15 protein-coding genes and 1 pseudogene are annotated in these 13,915 nt (G+C 72.6%); 2 read left to right on the top strand and 14 right to left on the bottom strand.

Annotated features, from left to right (window positions below; translation table 11 throughout):
* Positions 1-11: 11 nt before the first annotated feature.
* From ACWEN6_RS03730 to ACWEN6_RS03715, 4 genes are all read right to left on the bottom strand, one after another.
* Complete coding sequence (locus ACWEN6_RS03730) at positions 12-2,018, bottom strand: serine/threonine-protein kinase (RefSeq protein WP_452568808.1); 2,007 nt, start codon at positions 2,016-2,018, stop codon at positions 12-14.
* Positions 2,019-2,281: 263 nt separating this feature from the next.
* Positions 2,282-3,499 carry an NADP-dependent isocitrate dehydrogenase gene (locus ACWEN6_RS03725; protein ID WP_452568807.1) on the bottom strand — a complete coding sequence of 406 codons (1,218 nt, stop codon included), beginning with the start codon at positions 3,497-3,499 and terminating at the stop codon, positions 2,282-2,284.
* A 104-nt stretch (positions 3,500-3,603) separates the two neighbouring features.
* Complete coding sequence (locus tag ACWEN6_RS03720; RefSeq protein WP_452568806.1) at positions 3,604-3,885, bottom strand: DUF3017 domain-containing protein; 282 nt, start codon at positions 3,883-3,885, stop codon at positions 3,604-3,606.
* A complete protein-coding gene (locus tag ACWEN6_RS03715; protein ID WP_452568805.1) occupies positions 3,872-4,993 on the bottom strand; it encodes a citrate/2-methylcitrate synthase in 1,122 nt (373 codons plus the stop codon). The genes ACWEN6_RS03720 and ACWEN6_RS03715 overlap by 14 nt, the downstream gene beginning before the upstream one ends.
* 182 nt (positions 4,994-5,175) lie before the next feature.
* Between ACWEN6_RS03715 and ACWEN6_RS03710 the strand changes: the two genes are divergently transcribed.
* Positions 5,176-5,826 (top strand): FHA domain-containing protein, encoded by a 651-nt coding sequence (locus ACWEN6_RS03710; protein WP_354837365.1) that lies wholly within the window; start codon positions 5,176-5,178, stop codon positions 5,824-5,826.
* Between the two features lie 39 nt (positions 5,827-5,865).
* Here ACWEN6_RS03710 and ACWEN6_RS03705 read toward each other — a convergent pair whose 3' ends face one another.
* From ACWEN6_RS03705 to ACWEN6_RS03690, 4 genes are all read right to left on the bottom strand, one after another.
* A complete protein-coding gene (locus ACWEN6_RS03705; protein ID WP_380825819.1) occupies positions 5,866-6,471 on the bottom strand; it encodes a response regulator transcription factor in 606 nt (201 codons plus the stop codon).
* Between the two features lie 214 nt (positions 6,472-6,685).
* Positions 6,686-7,822: a sensor histidine kinase gene (locus tag ACWEN6_RS03700; RefSeq protein WP_452568804.1), complete on the bottom strand. Its 1,137-nt coding sequence runs from the start codon at positions 7,820-7,822 to the stop codon at positions 6,686-6,688.
* 138 nt (positions 7,823-7,960) lie between these two features.
* Positions 7,961-8,677 (bottom strand): ABC transporter permease, encoded by a 717-nt coding sequence (locus ACWEN6_RS03695; RefSeq protein WP_452568803.1) that lies wholly within the window; start codon positions 8,675-8,677, stop codon positions 7,961-7,963.
* Entirely contained in the window at positions 8,674-9,603 is a 930-nt protein-coding gene (locus ACWEN6_RS03690; protein WP_452568802.1) for an ABC transporter ATP-binding protein, read from the bottom strand. Before ACWEN6_RS03690 ends, ACWEN6_RS03695 begins: the two co-directional genes overlap by 4 nt.
* A 181-nt stretch (positions 9,604-9,784) precedes the next feature.
* On the opposite strand from ACWEN6_RS03690, the gene ACWEN6_RS03685 reads away from it, so the two are divergent.
* Positions 9,785-10,363, top strand: a complete 579-nt coding sequence (locus tag ACWEN6_RS03685) for a Uma2 family endonuclease (RefSeq protein WP_452569081.1) — start codon at positions 9,785-9,787, stop codon at positions 10,361-10,363.
* Positions 10,364-10,490: 127 nt separating this feature from the next.
* On the opposite strand, the gene ACWEN6_RS03680 is transcribed toward ACWEN6_RS03685, so the two are convergent.
* The 6 genes and pseudogenes from ACWEN6_RS03680 to ACWEN6_RS03655 all read right to left on the bottom strand — a co-directional run.
* The gene (locus tag ACWEN6_RS03680) at positions 10,491-10,829 is read right to left on the bottom strand and encodes a hypothetical protein (RefSeq protein WP_452568801.1); all 339 of its coding nucleotides are present in this window, start codon (positions 10,827-10,829) and stop codon (positions 10,491-10,493) included.
* 204 nt (positions 10,830-11,033) lie between these two features.
* Positions 11,034-12,419, bottom strand: a complete 1,386-nt coding sequence (locus ACWEN6_RS03675; protein ID WP_452568800.1) for an NAD(P)/FAD-dependent oxidoreductase — start codon at positions 12,417-12,419, stop codon at positions 11,034-11,036.
* A gap of 4 nt (positions 12,420-12,423) precedes the next feature.
* Positions 12,424-12,576: a hypothetical protein gene (locus tag ACWEN6_RS03670; RefSeq protein WP_452568799.1), complete on the bottom strand. Its 153-nt coding sequence runs from the start codon at positions 12,574-12,576 to the stop codon at positions 12,424-12,426.
* Positions 12,577-12,807: 231 nt separating this feature from the next.
* Positions 12,808-13,008: a hypothetical protein gene (locus tag ACWEN6_RS03665; RefSeq protein ID WP_452568798.1), complete on the bottom strand. Its 201-nt coding sequence runs from the start codon at positions 13,006-13,008 to the stop codon at positions 12,808-12,810.
* Positions 13,009-13,075: 67 nt separating this feature from the next.
* Positions 13,076-13,420, bottom strand: a complete 345-nt coding sequence (locus ACWEN6_RS03660; RefSeq protein ID WP_452569088.1) for a hypothetical protein — start codon at positions 13,418-13,420, stop codon at positions 13,076-13,078.
* A gap of 41 nt (positions 13,421-13,461) precedes the next feature.
* Positions 13,462-13,662: pseudogene (locus ACWEN6_RS03655) on the bottom strand (AfsR/SARP family transcriptional regulator); the annotation flags it as partial.
* Positions 13,663-13,915 lie beyond the last annotated feature (253 nt).

Here is a 13,915-nt window from a genome sequence, read left to right as displayed (position 1 = left end):
CGAGGCCCGCGCTAGTCGCAGGGGGCCGGGGCGGGTCTGGTGGTCTCGGGGGTGAAGTCCACCTTGGCGAAGTACTTCCTCAGCAGCGCCTGCGCCGTGCGGTCGGCGTACATCTGGGAGATCGCGGCGCGCACCGCCTGGCACGCCCGCACATCGCCCTTCTTCACCGCCACGGCGTAGCGCTCGTCGGTCAGCCGCGCTCCCAGCACCTTGTAGCGGATGCTCTCGCGGTCGGCGAACCCGGCGAGGAGCAGGTCGTCACCGGGAACGGCGTCCACCTTGCCCTGGCGCAGCAGGTCCATGCACGCGGCGTAGGTCGGGGCCGACTCCAACTGGACGCGCACGGCATCCTGGACGAGCCCGGTGGTCACGCTGGCCCCCGGAGCGCACATCTTGTGCCCTTCGAGATCGGACAGCTTCGCGAACGGATCTCCGTCTCGCACCAGCACGTCCACGTGGCCGGTGTAGTAGGGCCCGGCGAACGTCACCGCGTCCCTGCGGCCGGCGGACATCGAGTAACTGGCGATGACCAGGTCGGCCTCGCCGGAGGCCAGCACCGACGCCCGCTCGCTCAGAGGCACGGCACGGAAGGAGACTCCGCTCGCCGGAACCCCGAGCTGCCTGGCGATGTAGGAGCCGACCTCCACCTCGAACCCGTGCCACCCGCCCTGGCCGTGCAGGGCGATGCCCGGCACCAGGTCGCGTACGGCGATGGTCAGCCGGCCGGTCGTGGCGGCCTTGTCGACGATCGAGCTGAAGGTCGCCAGCGTGGCGGACGGGCTCGGTGACGGCGCGGTCGCGGTCCTCGGCGGCGCGGTGCCCATGTGGGACGACGGCCCCGGCCCGGGGCCGCCGAGGCCGAGGCTCGGCCCCCACTGCCGTACGGCCAGCGCGCCGCCCCCGGCCAGCACCAGGACCGCCGCCGCGGCCGCCGCCCAGCGTCCCCTGCGCGGGCGCCGGGAGGGGGCCATGCCGCTCGTGGGCGCCGCCTCCGGCGACCCGGGCGGGCCGCCCGCGGCGTCCGGGCCCACCATCGCGAACCGGGCGTTCTGACCGGCCGTAACGCCGCCTTGGGCGCCCGGCCAGGCCGTGGGCGTGCCGCCGGGGCCGGCCGCCCAGGCGGTGTCACGGGTGCCGCCGGTGCCGCCCGTCTCGCGGCCCGCCAGCTCGGCGCCCTCGCTCAGGACCGCGGTGGAGGCGCCGTCGGCGTCGGCGTGGCCGAGCAGCCGCAGCAGCACCCGGTCGGCCGTCGGGCGGGACCGCGGATCCTTGGCCAGGCAGGCGCGCACCACGGCGCGCAGCGGGTCGGGCATCGCGCTCAGATCGGGCTCGTGGTTGAGCACGCGGTTGAGCACCACGGCGATGGAGGTGCCGCCGAACGGCGCCGACCCGGTGGCGGCGAAGGCCATGGTCGAGCCCCACGCGAACACGTCCGCGGCCGGCCCCACCTCTCCCCCGGAGATCTGCTCGGGCGCCATGTACGCGGGCGTGCCGACGGCCCTGCTGGTGATCGTGCCCGTCGAGTCCAGGATGCGCGCGATGCCGAAGTCGACCACGCGCGGCCCGTCGACGGCCATGAGCACGTTGTCGGGCTTGAAGTCGCGGTGCACGATGCCCGCGCGGTGGATGGCGGTGAGCGCGGTGGCCGTGCCGACCGCCAGCCGCTCCAGCGCGCCCGCCTTGAGCGCACCCCCGGTCTCGACGGCCTCGCGCAGCGGCCTGCCCTCGATGTACTCGCTGGCGATGTACGGCGTGTCCCCGTCGAGGTCGGCGGCGATCACCCGCGCGGTGCAGAACGAGGCGACGCGCTGGGCGGCCTTGAGCTCACGCGCGAAGCGCGACCTGGCCGTGTGGTCGCCGCTGAACTTCACGTGCAGCAGCTTGACCGCCGCGCGTTCGCCGGTGTCGTCCTGGCCGAGGTACACGACCCCCTGGCCGCCCTCTCCGAGGCGGCCGGTCAGTCTGAAGGGGCCTATCTGCTCGGGATCTCCTCGTCCGAGCGGCCCGAGCTCCGGCATTCCCGTCCTCTGGTCGTGTCAGGTTCCGACCATGAGAACTTTACGGCCCCTTGGGAGTGTTGCCGGTGCCCGAGACCACGACGTGACCTCCTCCGGCGGGCGTCATGAACCCGGGCGGGTCCCAGGATCCGGGCGGCACGGGACCCCGCCGGGCGCGGACTCTCCCCGGGCGCGGGCTCCCGCTGGGCGCGGGCTTTCGCCGGAACGGCGAAGGGCCCGTCCGCCGGACTCCCGGTGGAGGGCCCCACGTCCGATCGCGGGCGTCAGCCGGCCATCTTCTTCTTGAGGTTCTCGTCCAGCGCCGCCAGGAAGTCCTGGGTGGTCAGCCACTTGGCGTCGGCGCCGACGATGAGGGCCAGGTCCTTGGTCATCTGGCCGCCCTCGACGGTCTCGATGCAGACCTGCTCCAGCGCCTCGGCGAACGCGGTCACCTCGGGGGTGTTGTCGAGCTTGCCGCGGTGGGCGAGCCCACGGGTCCAGGCGAAGATCGAGGCGATCGGGTTGGTCGAGGTCGGGTTGCCCTTCTGGTGCTCGCGGTAGTGGCGCGTGACCGTGCCGTGCGCGGCCTCGGCCTCGACCGTGCGGCCGTCGGGGGTCATCAGGACCGAGGTCATCAGGCCGAGGGAGCCGAACCCCTGGGCGACGGTGTCGGACTGCACGTCGCCGTCGTAGTTCTTGGCCGCCCAGACGTAGCCGCCCTCCCACTTCATCGCGGCGGCGACCATGTCGTCGATCAGCCGGTGCTCGTAGGTGATGCCGGCGGCCTCGAAGTCGGCCTTGAACTCGGTCTCGTAGATCTCGGCGAACAGGTCCTTGAACCGGCCGTCGTAGGCCTTGAGGATGGTGTTCTTCGTCGACAGGTAGACCGGGTAGTTGCGGGCCAGGCCGTAGCGCATCGAGGCGCGGGCGAAGTCGCGGATCGACTCGTCCAGGTTGTACATGGCCAGCGCGACGCCGGAACCCGGGAAGTCGTAGACGTCGAGCTCGATCGGCTCCGAGCCGTCCTTGGGGGTGAAGGTCAGGGTGAGCGTGCCCTCGCCCGGGATCCTCAGGTCGGTGGCGCGGTACTGGTCACCGAACGCGTGACGGCCGACGACGATCGGCTTGGTCCAGCCCGGGACGAGCCTCGGCACGTTGGACATGATGATCGGCTCGCGGAAGATGACGCCGCCGAGGATGTTGCGGATCGTGCCGTTCGGCGACTTCCACATCTTCTTCAGGCCGAACTCCTCGACCCTCGCCTCGTCGGGGGTGATGGTGGCGCACTTGACGCCGACGCCGTACTGCTTGATGGCGTTGGCGGCGTCGATCGTCACCTGGTCGTCGGTCGCGTCGCGGTGCTCGATCCCCAGGTCGTAGTACTTGAGGTCGACGTCGAGGTAGGGCAGGATCAGCTGGTCCTTGATGAACTTCCAGATGATCCGGGTCATCTCGTCGCCGTCGAGTTCGACGACGGGACCCGCTACCTTGATCTTGGGCATGCTTGGGGTTCCCCTTCTTACAACTTCTTACGACTAGGCTGACCAAACCGGTCTTTCTACGCACGCAATCGTCGTGAGGCTACCCGACCGGGTATGCCGGGCCGCTATCTGCCCGTCATCCACTGCACGGCGACGCTGGCGGCGACCACGGCGAGCACGCAGCCGAGGACGCCATAGGTGACGGCGTCGGTGCGCCGCTTGCGCACCGCGAGAAGGCTCTCGCCGCCGTCCGGGACGATCAGTCGCAGCACGGCGCCCAGCAGCAGCGAGCCCGCCACGACCAATGAGCCCGCCCATGCGGGCAGGCCCACCGCGATCGCCCCAAGGCCGGTGGCCGCACCCGCCAGGACCAGCAGGTACGACCCCCAGCCCTTACCGCTCGTCAATCGGTACCCACTTCTGGTCGCGCTGCCCGATGTACTCGCTGTCGGGACGGATCAACCGGTTGTCGGCGTGCTGCTCGATCACGTGAGCGGTCCAGCCGGACATCCGGCTCACCGAGAAGACGGGGGTGAACAGGTCCGTCGGGATACCGAGATAGTGGTAGACCGTCGCGGCGTAGAAGTCGACGTTCGGATAGAGGCCCTTCTCTGCGAAGACGACCTCCTCCATCTCCTTCGACATCCGATAGTAGGTGTCATCTCCGCCGGCCTCGCCCAACTCGCGCGACATCTTGCGAAGGTGGGTCGCGCGCGGGTCCTCGGTCTTGTAGACGCGGTGCCCGAAGCCCATGATCTTCTCGCCGCGGGCCAGCTTGTCGCGCACGGCCTGCGCCACGCCGTCCGCGGGGATGCTCTCCAGCGTGCGCATGACCTGCTCGTTCGCGCCGCCGTGCAGCGGGCCCTTCAGCGTGCCGATGGCGGCCACGATCGCCGAGTGCATGTCCGACAACGTCGCCGCGCACACGCGGGCGGCGAAGGTGGAGGCGTTCATGGTGTGGTCGGCGTGCAGCACCAGGCAGGCGTCGAAGACGTCGACGGCGTGCTGGTCGGGGACGCGGCCGGTGATCTGCAGCAGGAAGTTCGCCGCGACGCTCAGCTCGGGGTCGGGCTCGCGCAGCGGGGCGCCGGTGCGGGCCGCGTGGTAACGGGCGACGAGGATGGGCTGCTGCGCGGTCAGGCGCGCGGCCTTGCGGCAGTTGGCCTCGGCCTCGTTGGAGTCCTTGTCGGGGTCTTCGGCGCCGGCGAGGGAGACCAGCGTCCGTAGCGCCTCCATGGGGCCCTGTTTCTCGGCGATCTCGGCGACGTTGGCTTCGACGAGGGCGCCGAGGGTGCGGCCCCTGACCAGCTCGGCTCCGTACTCGGCCAGCTGCTGTCGCGTGGGGAGCGTGCCATGCTGCAACAGGTGCGCGGTCTCTTCGAAGCTCGTGCGGCCGGCCAGGTCGTGAATGTCGTAGCCGCGGTAGAAGAGGCGACCGGCTTTGCCGTCGATGTCGCTCAGCGCTGTGGACGCGGCGACGACATCGGCGAGGCCTTTGGTGGGGTTGTCCGCCATGTGTTGTTTCCTCCGCTTATCTTCGTCCGCAGTCTACCTGTGAGCTGGTAAAACCGGCCGAGGAGGTCCAGACCAATTTCTGCAGTGATTCTCGTTATGGCAAAGGAGATTCCCCAACCCCTCGTTTGGGTAAGCCGGAGCTGTAGCGGAAGTAACGGCGGGCTACCTGGGGAGGAACTGCCGTGGAGGGGCCGTTCATACGCGTCGAGGACACCGGTGAGGTGGTCCCGTTGCGCCCCGAGATCACGACGATCGGCCGAGGCCGAGGCGTCGACGTGAGGCTGGCCGATCCGAGCGTGTCACGGCTGCACGCCGAGTTCGTCCGCCGTGGACCCTACCTGTATGTCGTTGACCTGGGCCTGTCCCGCAACGGCACCCGGGTGAACGGCAGGCCGATCGCCCGGAGGGTCCTGGACGACGGCGACGTCGTCTCCTTCGGCGCGGCGCGCTGCCGCGTGGGCGGCATCCCGAGGGAGGACTTCGCGCCGGAGGTCGAGCTGCGCCGCGCGGCCGCGCCCGAGCTGACCAGGCGGGAGGTCGACGTGCTGACCTCCCTGTGCAGGCCCGCGCTGTCGGACGAGGCGTTCGTCGCGCCGGCGACCGCCCGCGAGATCGCCGACGACCTGGTGGTGACGGAGGCCGCGGTCAAGCAGCACCTGCTGCGCCTGTACCAGAAGTTCCGCATCCCCGAGGGCATCAACCGGCGCACGAGGCTGGCGAACGAGGTCGTCGCCCTCGGCCTGGTGCGTCCCACGCCCGTGGTGCCGCCACAGCGCACCTCCGGGCCGGGCGAGTCGCCACCCCCGCAGACGGCCGGCCGCAGGGCCTCATGACGCCCCCGCCACCGGGCTCCCCCGGGGCCTGAACGTCTGTCAGAGCCAGCCCTGCTGGTCGGCGATCAGGGCCGCCTCGGCGCGGGTGGCGGCGCCGGTCTTGCCGATGGCCGCCGACAGATGGTTGCGCACGGTGCCGTTCGACAGGCGCAGCGCCCTGGCGATCTCGGCGACGGTGCCGCCGTGCCGGGCCTCGCGCAGCACGTCGCGCTCGCGCGCCGTCAGCGGGCTCGTCCCGCTGGCCAGCGACTCGGCCGCCAGGGCCGGGTCCACGACGCGCAGCCCGGCGTGCACCCTGCGGACGGTCTCGACCAGATGCTCCGGCGAGGAGTCCTTCACGACGAACCCCGCGGCGCCGTTCTCCATCGCCCGCGCGAAGTAGCCGGGCCGCCCGAACGTCGTGCAGATCACCACCCGGCAGGAGGGGACGGCCGCGCGCAGCTCCGCAGCGGCGGCCAGCCCGTCGCCGCCCGGCATCTGCACATCGAGCAGCGCCACGTCGGGGCGGGTGCGCCGCGCCGCCTCCACCGCCTCGGCGCCCGACCCGGCCTGGGCCACCACCTCGATGTCGGCCTCCAGGGCGAGCATCGCGGCCAAGGCCCCCCGGACCAGCGCCTGATCGTCCGCCAGCAGCACCCTGATCACGATGCTCCTCCCGGCCCGGCGGCCGATGGCTTCCCCTCGGACGGCTTCCCGGCGGACGGCTTGCCATCGGACGGCTTCCCCCTAAATGGCCTTCCCTCAGACGACCTCCCGGCGTACGGCCTCCCGGCGTACGGCTTCACCCGCCCCGCAGCGGGGAGTGGCGTCGTGAGCGCCGCCGACCTGTCCGGCTCACCGTCACGCATGCCGTGCGCCTTCACGTCCGGCTCGCCCGGAGGCGGTAGCCGCCCTGGGGCAGCGGGCCGGCCTCCAGGCGGCCCGCGACGGCGCCCAGCCGTTCGGCCAGGCCGGTGAGGCCGTTGCCGGCCGGGCGGACGCGGGCCGGCGAGCGGCCGTTGTCGCGGACCTCCAGCGTGGCCTCGCCGAGCCGCACCTCGCACCGCGTCGCGCCGCTGTGCCTGATCACGTTCGTGACGCCCTCGCGCAGCACGTACGCGAACGGCTCGACCAGTTCGGCGGGCACGTGGTCCACCGAGGCCGGCAGGGTGGCGGCGATGCCCGCCGCCCGCAACGCCTCGCGAGCCCCGAGCAGCTCCACCGTCAGCGACGGCCGGCGCTGGCCGGACACGGTGGCGCGGATCTCCCCGTGTGCCTGCCGCGACAGCCGTTCGACGTCCCGCAGCTCGGCCAGCGCCCGCTCTGGGTCCGCCCCGCTTTCCAGCAGGCGCCGCGCCAGGCCCGTCTTGGCGGTGATCGTCGTGAGGCTGTGGCCGAGCACGTCGTGCAGATCCCTGGCCAGGCGGGCGCGCTCGGCGGCGGCGGCCAGCGTCTCGATCTCCTGCCTGGCCCGGCTGAGCTGGATGACCAGCCGGACCAGCAGGCCGATGGCCACCGGGGTCACCGTCTGCGAGATGAGCTCCTGCGCGTCGCTCCAGCCGACCCCGCCGTTCAGCGCCCAGGTGGCGGCCAGTTCCGCCGTGCCGACGGCCAAAGCCAGCAGCAGGCCCCAGCGCGCGGGCAGCAGCCACACCGCCGCCGTCAGCGCGTAGGCCAGATGGCCGAGGTCGGCCGGGTGCCCGCGCAGCAGCGCCACCCCCGTCCCCAGGGCGAACAGCAGGCCGATGATCACCAACCGGTCGCGGGGCGGCCGGGTGACGCCGTACATCATCGCGAAGACCCACACCGCTCCGTAGAGGAGAACCAGGGCGGCGACGAGGACCTGCGCCGGCCCGGCGCCCGGCCGGACGACGGCGGTGATGGCGTCCCGCAGCGGCCAGACCAGGAACAGCGCGAGCACGACGACGCCCCGCGCCCTCCGCCACCGGCCGTCGCTCACCGGGGTGAGGTTCCACACCGGCCACGCCGTGGCACCGAAAAGGCCCTGCTCGTGCATGAATTCACCCTAATCCCGGCCTGTGACTCCGACCCGTCGCCCGAACACCGGATCCCCATCGACCCGCCTGATCGCGGTTATCGGCCATCACGTTCGCATCCGCCGTATCGGTCATCGCGTTCTCGCCGCTGTTTCGGGTCAGGCGCGGGCGCCGTCGTGGCGGTAGCGGACGATGACCGCCGCGCCGAGCGCGAGCGTGTACAGCCCCAGCACCAGGGCCGCCTGACCGACTCGGCCGCCCCCCGCGGCGGCGGCGTGCGCGATGTCGGCCAGCCAGTAGGTCGGCAGCGCCTGGGCGACGGAGGCCAGCGCCCGCGGGAAGACGCTCACGGGGATGAGCAGGCCACCGGCGAAGCCGAGGAGCAGTAGGAGCGCGCCCTGGTAGGTCTGCACGTTCTGCGGCGTGGCCACCTGGCCGACGAGCAGGCCGAGCAGGGCGAACGGCACGGTGCCCGCCCACACGCCGAGCACCGCCCCGGCCCAGCCGCCCGCGGACAGGTGCACGCCCGACAGCAGCGCCGCGGCCAGCGCCACCCCCGCGATCGGCAGGACGGCCACCAGCATCGCCACCGTGGCCTTCGCCGCCAGGTATCCGGCTCCCGTGAGCGGGGTCAGCCGGAGCTGGCGCTGCCACCCGGCGCCCCGTTCGACGGCCGCTCGCGCCCCGGTGTCGAGCGCCGCCCTGAACGCGCCGAAGGCGGCGAGGCCGCCCATGATCGAGGCGGCCCCGTTCGCGCCGCCGAACATGCCGGCCTGCAGTAGGAACAGGCCCACCGGCAGCGCGACGGCGAACGCCAGGAACCTGGAGTCGCGGACCACCCGTCTGACCTCGAACAGCACATACGCGATCCTCATCGCCGCTCCTCCTCAGGGTCCTCGGTCAGCCGGAGGAACGCCTCTTCCAGGCCCTGCGCGACCACCTCGATGTCGCGGGCGGCCGGGAAGCGGGCCAGCAGCTCCCGCACCACCGCGTCCGCGTCCGCGCAGCGCAACTCGGCGCGGTCGCCGCGCACCCGTGCCTCGACCACCCCGGGCAGCCGCCGCAGTTCCTCGGCGTCCACGCCGGGGACGCAGGCCCGGACGGTACGGCCGGACACCCCGGCCATGACCGCGGCGACCGGGCCGTCGGCCGCGATCCTCCCGTCGCGCATGAGCACCACCCGGTCGGCGTAGTCCTCCGCCTCCTCCAGGTAGTGCGTGGCGAAGATCACCGTCCGGCCGGAATCGGCGAAGGCGTGCATCGACCGCCAGAAGTCCCGGCGCCCGCCCACGTCCATCGCCGCCGTCGGCTCGTCCAGCACCAGCAGGGCGGGGTCGCAGACCAGCGCCATGGCGAAGCGCACCCGCTGCTTCTGGCCGCCGGACAGCCGCGCGGCCCGGCGCGGGCCGAGATCCTCGACGCCGGCCCTGCGCAGCGCCTCCTCCACCGGGAGCGGAGCGCGGTGCAGCGCGGCGGCCAGCGCCACGGTCTCCCTGACGGTGACGTCGTCGAGCAGACCGGCCTCCTGGAGCATCGCGCCCACCGCGCCGCCGGCGACGGCCCGGCTCGGCGGGTCGCCGAACAGCCGCACCTCGCCCGCGTCCGGCCGGGTCAGCCCCAGCAGCATGTCGACCGTGGTGGACTTGCCGGCGCCGTTGGGGCCGAGCAGGGCCACGACCTCGCCGCGCCCGATCGCCAGATCAACCTCCTGCACGGCGCGGACCTCGCCGTAATGCTTGCGGAGTCCGCGGAGCTCCACCGCATACCCCTGGGCCGTCCGTGCGGCCTGTGTCGTCGTCATACGGCCAGCATCCGGCTCCCCACGCCACCGCTCCCCCGCCGTTTGTCACGACCACCCCACGACAGATGTCACGGCCTCCGCCGCGTGGCGGATTCGACACCGTGAGTGCGGGAAACACCGTAGAGACGACGGGCGCGATTGCTAGCGTGAAACCATGACAGTCCAGGTCCGGAGCGAAATCATGACAGACCGCCAACTTCCCGACTGGTTGGTCCCCCCGCCTGGGGGGTTCTTCGCGGAGGACCTCGATCACTTCACGGATTTGCCTGCACACACTGAGTTGATCGATGGAAGCTTGGTCTTCGTGAGCCCCCAGAGATCCTTCCACTCGCTGGTCGTCGACCTCATGGTCATTGCTCTGCGACGGTTGACGCCCTCGGAATATCGGGTGCGCAGGGAGATGAGCGTCATCCTCGGACCACGACAACGTCCGGAACCGGATTTCACCATCATCCGCGCCAGCGCCGATCTCGCGCTCGACGTCACCGCGTACCGGGCGGCCGATGTGCTGCTCGCCGCCGAGGTCGTCAGCCCTGACTCGCAGGTGCGCGATCGGGAGCGCAAGCCGCAGTTGTACGCGGCGGCGGGGATCCGGCACTTCTGGCGGGTGGAGGAGAACGACGGCCGGGCCACGGTGTACGTGTACGAACTCGACCCGGCCTCCAAGGCGTACGCGCTGATGGGCATCCACCACGACAAGCTGCAGCTCACCGTGCCTTTCGAGATCGACATCGACCTGACCGAGGCCGAGCGCCTCTGACGATGGCCGCGCATCAGACTCGCGAGGTCCGCCCTGCACTCCCCACGGGCCATCGGGTAGGGCGTTCGGGGCGGGAACGGGGCCGGAGGGTGACGACCTCCGGCCCCGATGGTGTGCGGGTAGGTGGTCAGCTCGTGCAGGTGGCCTTGCCGGAGACGTAGACGCGGGCGGCGCCCCCGTTGGTGGCCGTCACCGTCAGCCTGTCCCGGCTGAACGCGTCGGAGTCGGTGTCCAGGCTGGTCGCCACCGACACCGCCGGGCTCGCGGTGATGACGATGCTGCCGGTCAGCATGGTGGGCGCGTACGACGGGCACATGACCAGGAACGATTTGGTGGCGCCGGGTTCGACCCAGACGGCGTTGCCCGCGCCGGCCGTCGCCGCCGAGGCCGGGGCGGCGACGGCGGCGAGCCCGCCGGCCGCGGCGGCGGTGGCCAGGACGATGCTCGCGGTGAAGCGCTTGATCATGATGGTGTCCTTTCTCTCCGGTCCCCGTTGGGACCGCGTGTGGATTTCCTGGGCCCCGCCACGAATCGGGCGGGGTGGTCGTGCGTCCGGCCGGGCACCGGCCCGGCCGGAGCCTGCCGAGCGGAGACTCGCGGGGGTCGAGGGCGGGCTGCGGCGCGGCGGAGGGCGGGGGCGCCGGATCTCGCCGAACAGGGCTCGTGAGGGTCAGGGGCGGGCTGGGATCGAGGGCTCGGGGGTGAGGCGGGGGCTCGCTGGGGCGGCGGGGCGAGGGCGCAGCACCCGGGCCAGGACGCCCGGCGACATGAGCCGCTGGGGCGGGGCCTGCAGGTTGGCGACGCTCAGGAAGGCGTTGCCGACCACAGGGTCGGTCTCGGCGGCCGCGTGGATCCGCGCGAGGTAGCCGTTGAGCAGTCGTACGCGTGGAGGCCGCGGTCCTTCGACGGCGGGGAACCGCAGGTCGCCGACGACGGACATGTCCCACGCGACGTCGATGGCCTTCGCGGAGCGCCGGTAGAAGCGGCCGGCCAGGCCGTCCCTCCCGGCGGCCAGGCAGTCGCGCAGGGCGAGGGCCTCGCACGCGGCCACGGTCATGCCCTGCCCGTAGCTCGGGTTGAACTGGCACAGGGCGTCGCCGAACACCAGGTAGCCCTCGGGGTGCCGCCGCAGGCGCTCGTACCGGGACCTGATGCTCACCGGGATGCGCATCAGCCGCGGCGCGCCCAAAGGCTCCAGGCGCGTGAGGAGGCGGTGCAGGTCCGGGACCGGGAGCCGGGCCGCGAACCGGTGGTACCCCTCGGGATCGACGGGCGGGATGTCCTCACCCATGCCGAACAGGGTGACGAGCCACCGGTCCCCCTCCGCGCTGAGCGCGACCCCGCCCCGGGGCACGGCCACGCTGTGCCCGACGATCAGGGCGACCAGGTCGGCGTCGCCCGGCCGGCGCCGGTAGGCGCGCGAGACGTACACCAGGCCGGAGTCGACGCGCTCCTCCCTCGCGGGCTCGTGGCCGAGCCGGCGCAGCCACTCGGCGCCCCGGTTGCCGCGGCCGGTGGCGTTCACCACCAGGTCGGACGGCAGCTCCTCGGCGTCCTGCGCGGGCCGGCCGTGGCTCAGCAGACGTACCCCGGTCACCGCGCCGTCCCGGCCGGCGACCGGCTCGACGACCTCGCGGCCGTCGTGGATCTCCACACCCGGCAACGCCGCGACGCGGTCCCGCAGGTAGCGTTCGAGCAGCGGCCGGCTAACGCTCAGGCCGCGCATCCGGGACGGCGCGGGGTGCAGCCGCCGGCCGTCGTTGTACCAGTGGACGTCCTGCTGGATGTCGCAGGGGACGGCGCCCGCCGCGACCAGGTCCTCGCGCAGCCCGGGGAACAGGTCGCCGAGGATCTCGCATCCCCGCGACAGCATGCCGTGCGCGTGGTGGCCCTGCGGGACGCCGCGCCGGGGCACGCCCTCCTCGGGCAGGGCGTCCCGGTCGAGCACCGTGACGCGGTCGAAGGTCTCGCTGAGCGCGCGGGCCGCGAGCAGCCCGCCGATGCCCGCTCCGGCGACGACGGCGTGCCCGCCGGGCCGGGGTCCGATGCCGGTCATCGCGTCAGCCCCACTGGGAGGGGTCGCCGGTGAGCGACCACTGGGACGGTTCGCCGTCGGCGGCCTGCGCCGATGCCGCGCCCAGGCCGAGGACGGCTCCCAGGGCGAGCAGGGCGATCGCAACCCGTACTGCCGTGCGCATGGTTCGTTCGATCATGGTTCACCTCGTTGTCCGCCGCCCGCGCGGGGCGGTGTCGCGCTCACGTGAACGAGGATGCGAGGGACCGCTTGGGACCCGATGGGAACCGGCTTTCCCAGCGGATTCCCAGCCGGTTAAGGGGCGGAGAGGAGGGCGGTGAGGCGGTGTCCCCGTAGCGGTCCATCGCGACGAGGATGTCCGCCGCGACGGCCAGGGCGCGCGTGCCGTCGCCACGGTCGCAGGCGGTCTTCATCTCGCGCCAGGCCGCTCCGTCCGCGGCCCGGTCGTGGCGGCGCCGGCGATGGACCGGTCGTCGATGCCGACCCCGGCGAGCGCGCCCAGGTAGGCGAAATAGGCGGTGGCGCCCGCCTCGGTCACCGGGTCCCAGGCTTCGCGGGCCTCCTGCGCCTCCGTGCGGCCACCTCGTGCGCCTCTCCCGGCCTTGATCACCGCCCCGCCGCGACGATATCCGGCCGACCGTTCTCCGCAAGGCCGCCGATGCCCCGCGAATCGGGATTCAGTCTGCGGCCGACTTCCGGGAGATGTGCCGGTAGCAGATGTTCAGAACTTCCAGACTCAGGTAATCGTCGTTGTCGCGGCGCAGCCTGATGGTTCTGGTGAGGCCGGCCACTTCGGGGAAGGCGGCCAGCGGGTCGGGATCGAGCGCCGTCGCGGCGGCCAGCATCGCCTTGCGCCTGCGGTGCAGGTTATCGGCGTGTGCCTCGGAGACACCGGCCGCGGAGGCCTGGGCCAGGTGATCATCGGCGAGACTCCGCAGCCGCCGGACCAGCGGCTCGACGAAGCGTTCGGCGTCGACGGCGGCGGGGGCCACCCGCAGGGCGTACCCGGTGCCCTCGCGCACCAGCAGCCGGGGCGGCGGCCGGGAGGACGCTCCGGCTCCAGGGCCCTGTGCAGGTCGGCGACGTAGCCGTGCAGGGTCGTCGGCGAGGGCTGCCGCGAGCCCTCCCACACCTCGGACAGGATGCGGTCGGCCGAGACGATGCGGCCCCGGGCGATGAGCAGCAACGCCAGCACGGCCCGCTGACGCGGCCCGCCGAGCCCGGCCGACCGTCCCCCCGCCTCGGCCTGAATCGTTCCCAGCACCCCCGATCGCACGTCCTCGGCAACGCTCACCGCAGCCCTCCCGGCCTTGATCACCGCCCCCGCCGCGACGATATCCGACCGTTCCCGCACCGCAAGCCCGCAAGGTACGGGTAAACCACGGGGAAGTCCGGCGCGACCTTATGTGGCCCGGCAGGATGTGATGTTGCCCCGGTCTTGTGGACAGCCGAGTGCTTGGGACGATGTGTCCTGGGAGGAGTTCACAAGTGCCGATGTCACGTCCGCCGTACCCGCC

Source organism: Sphaerisporangium sp. NPDC004334 (assembly GCF_053602655.1).
This window is presented reverse-complemented; position numbering and strand designations above follow the sequence as displayed.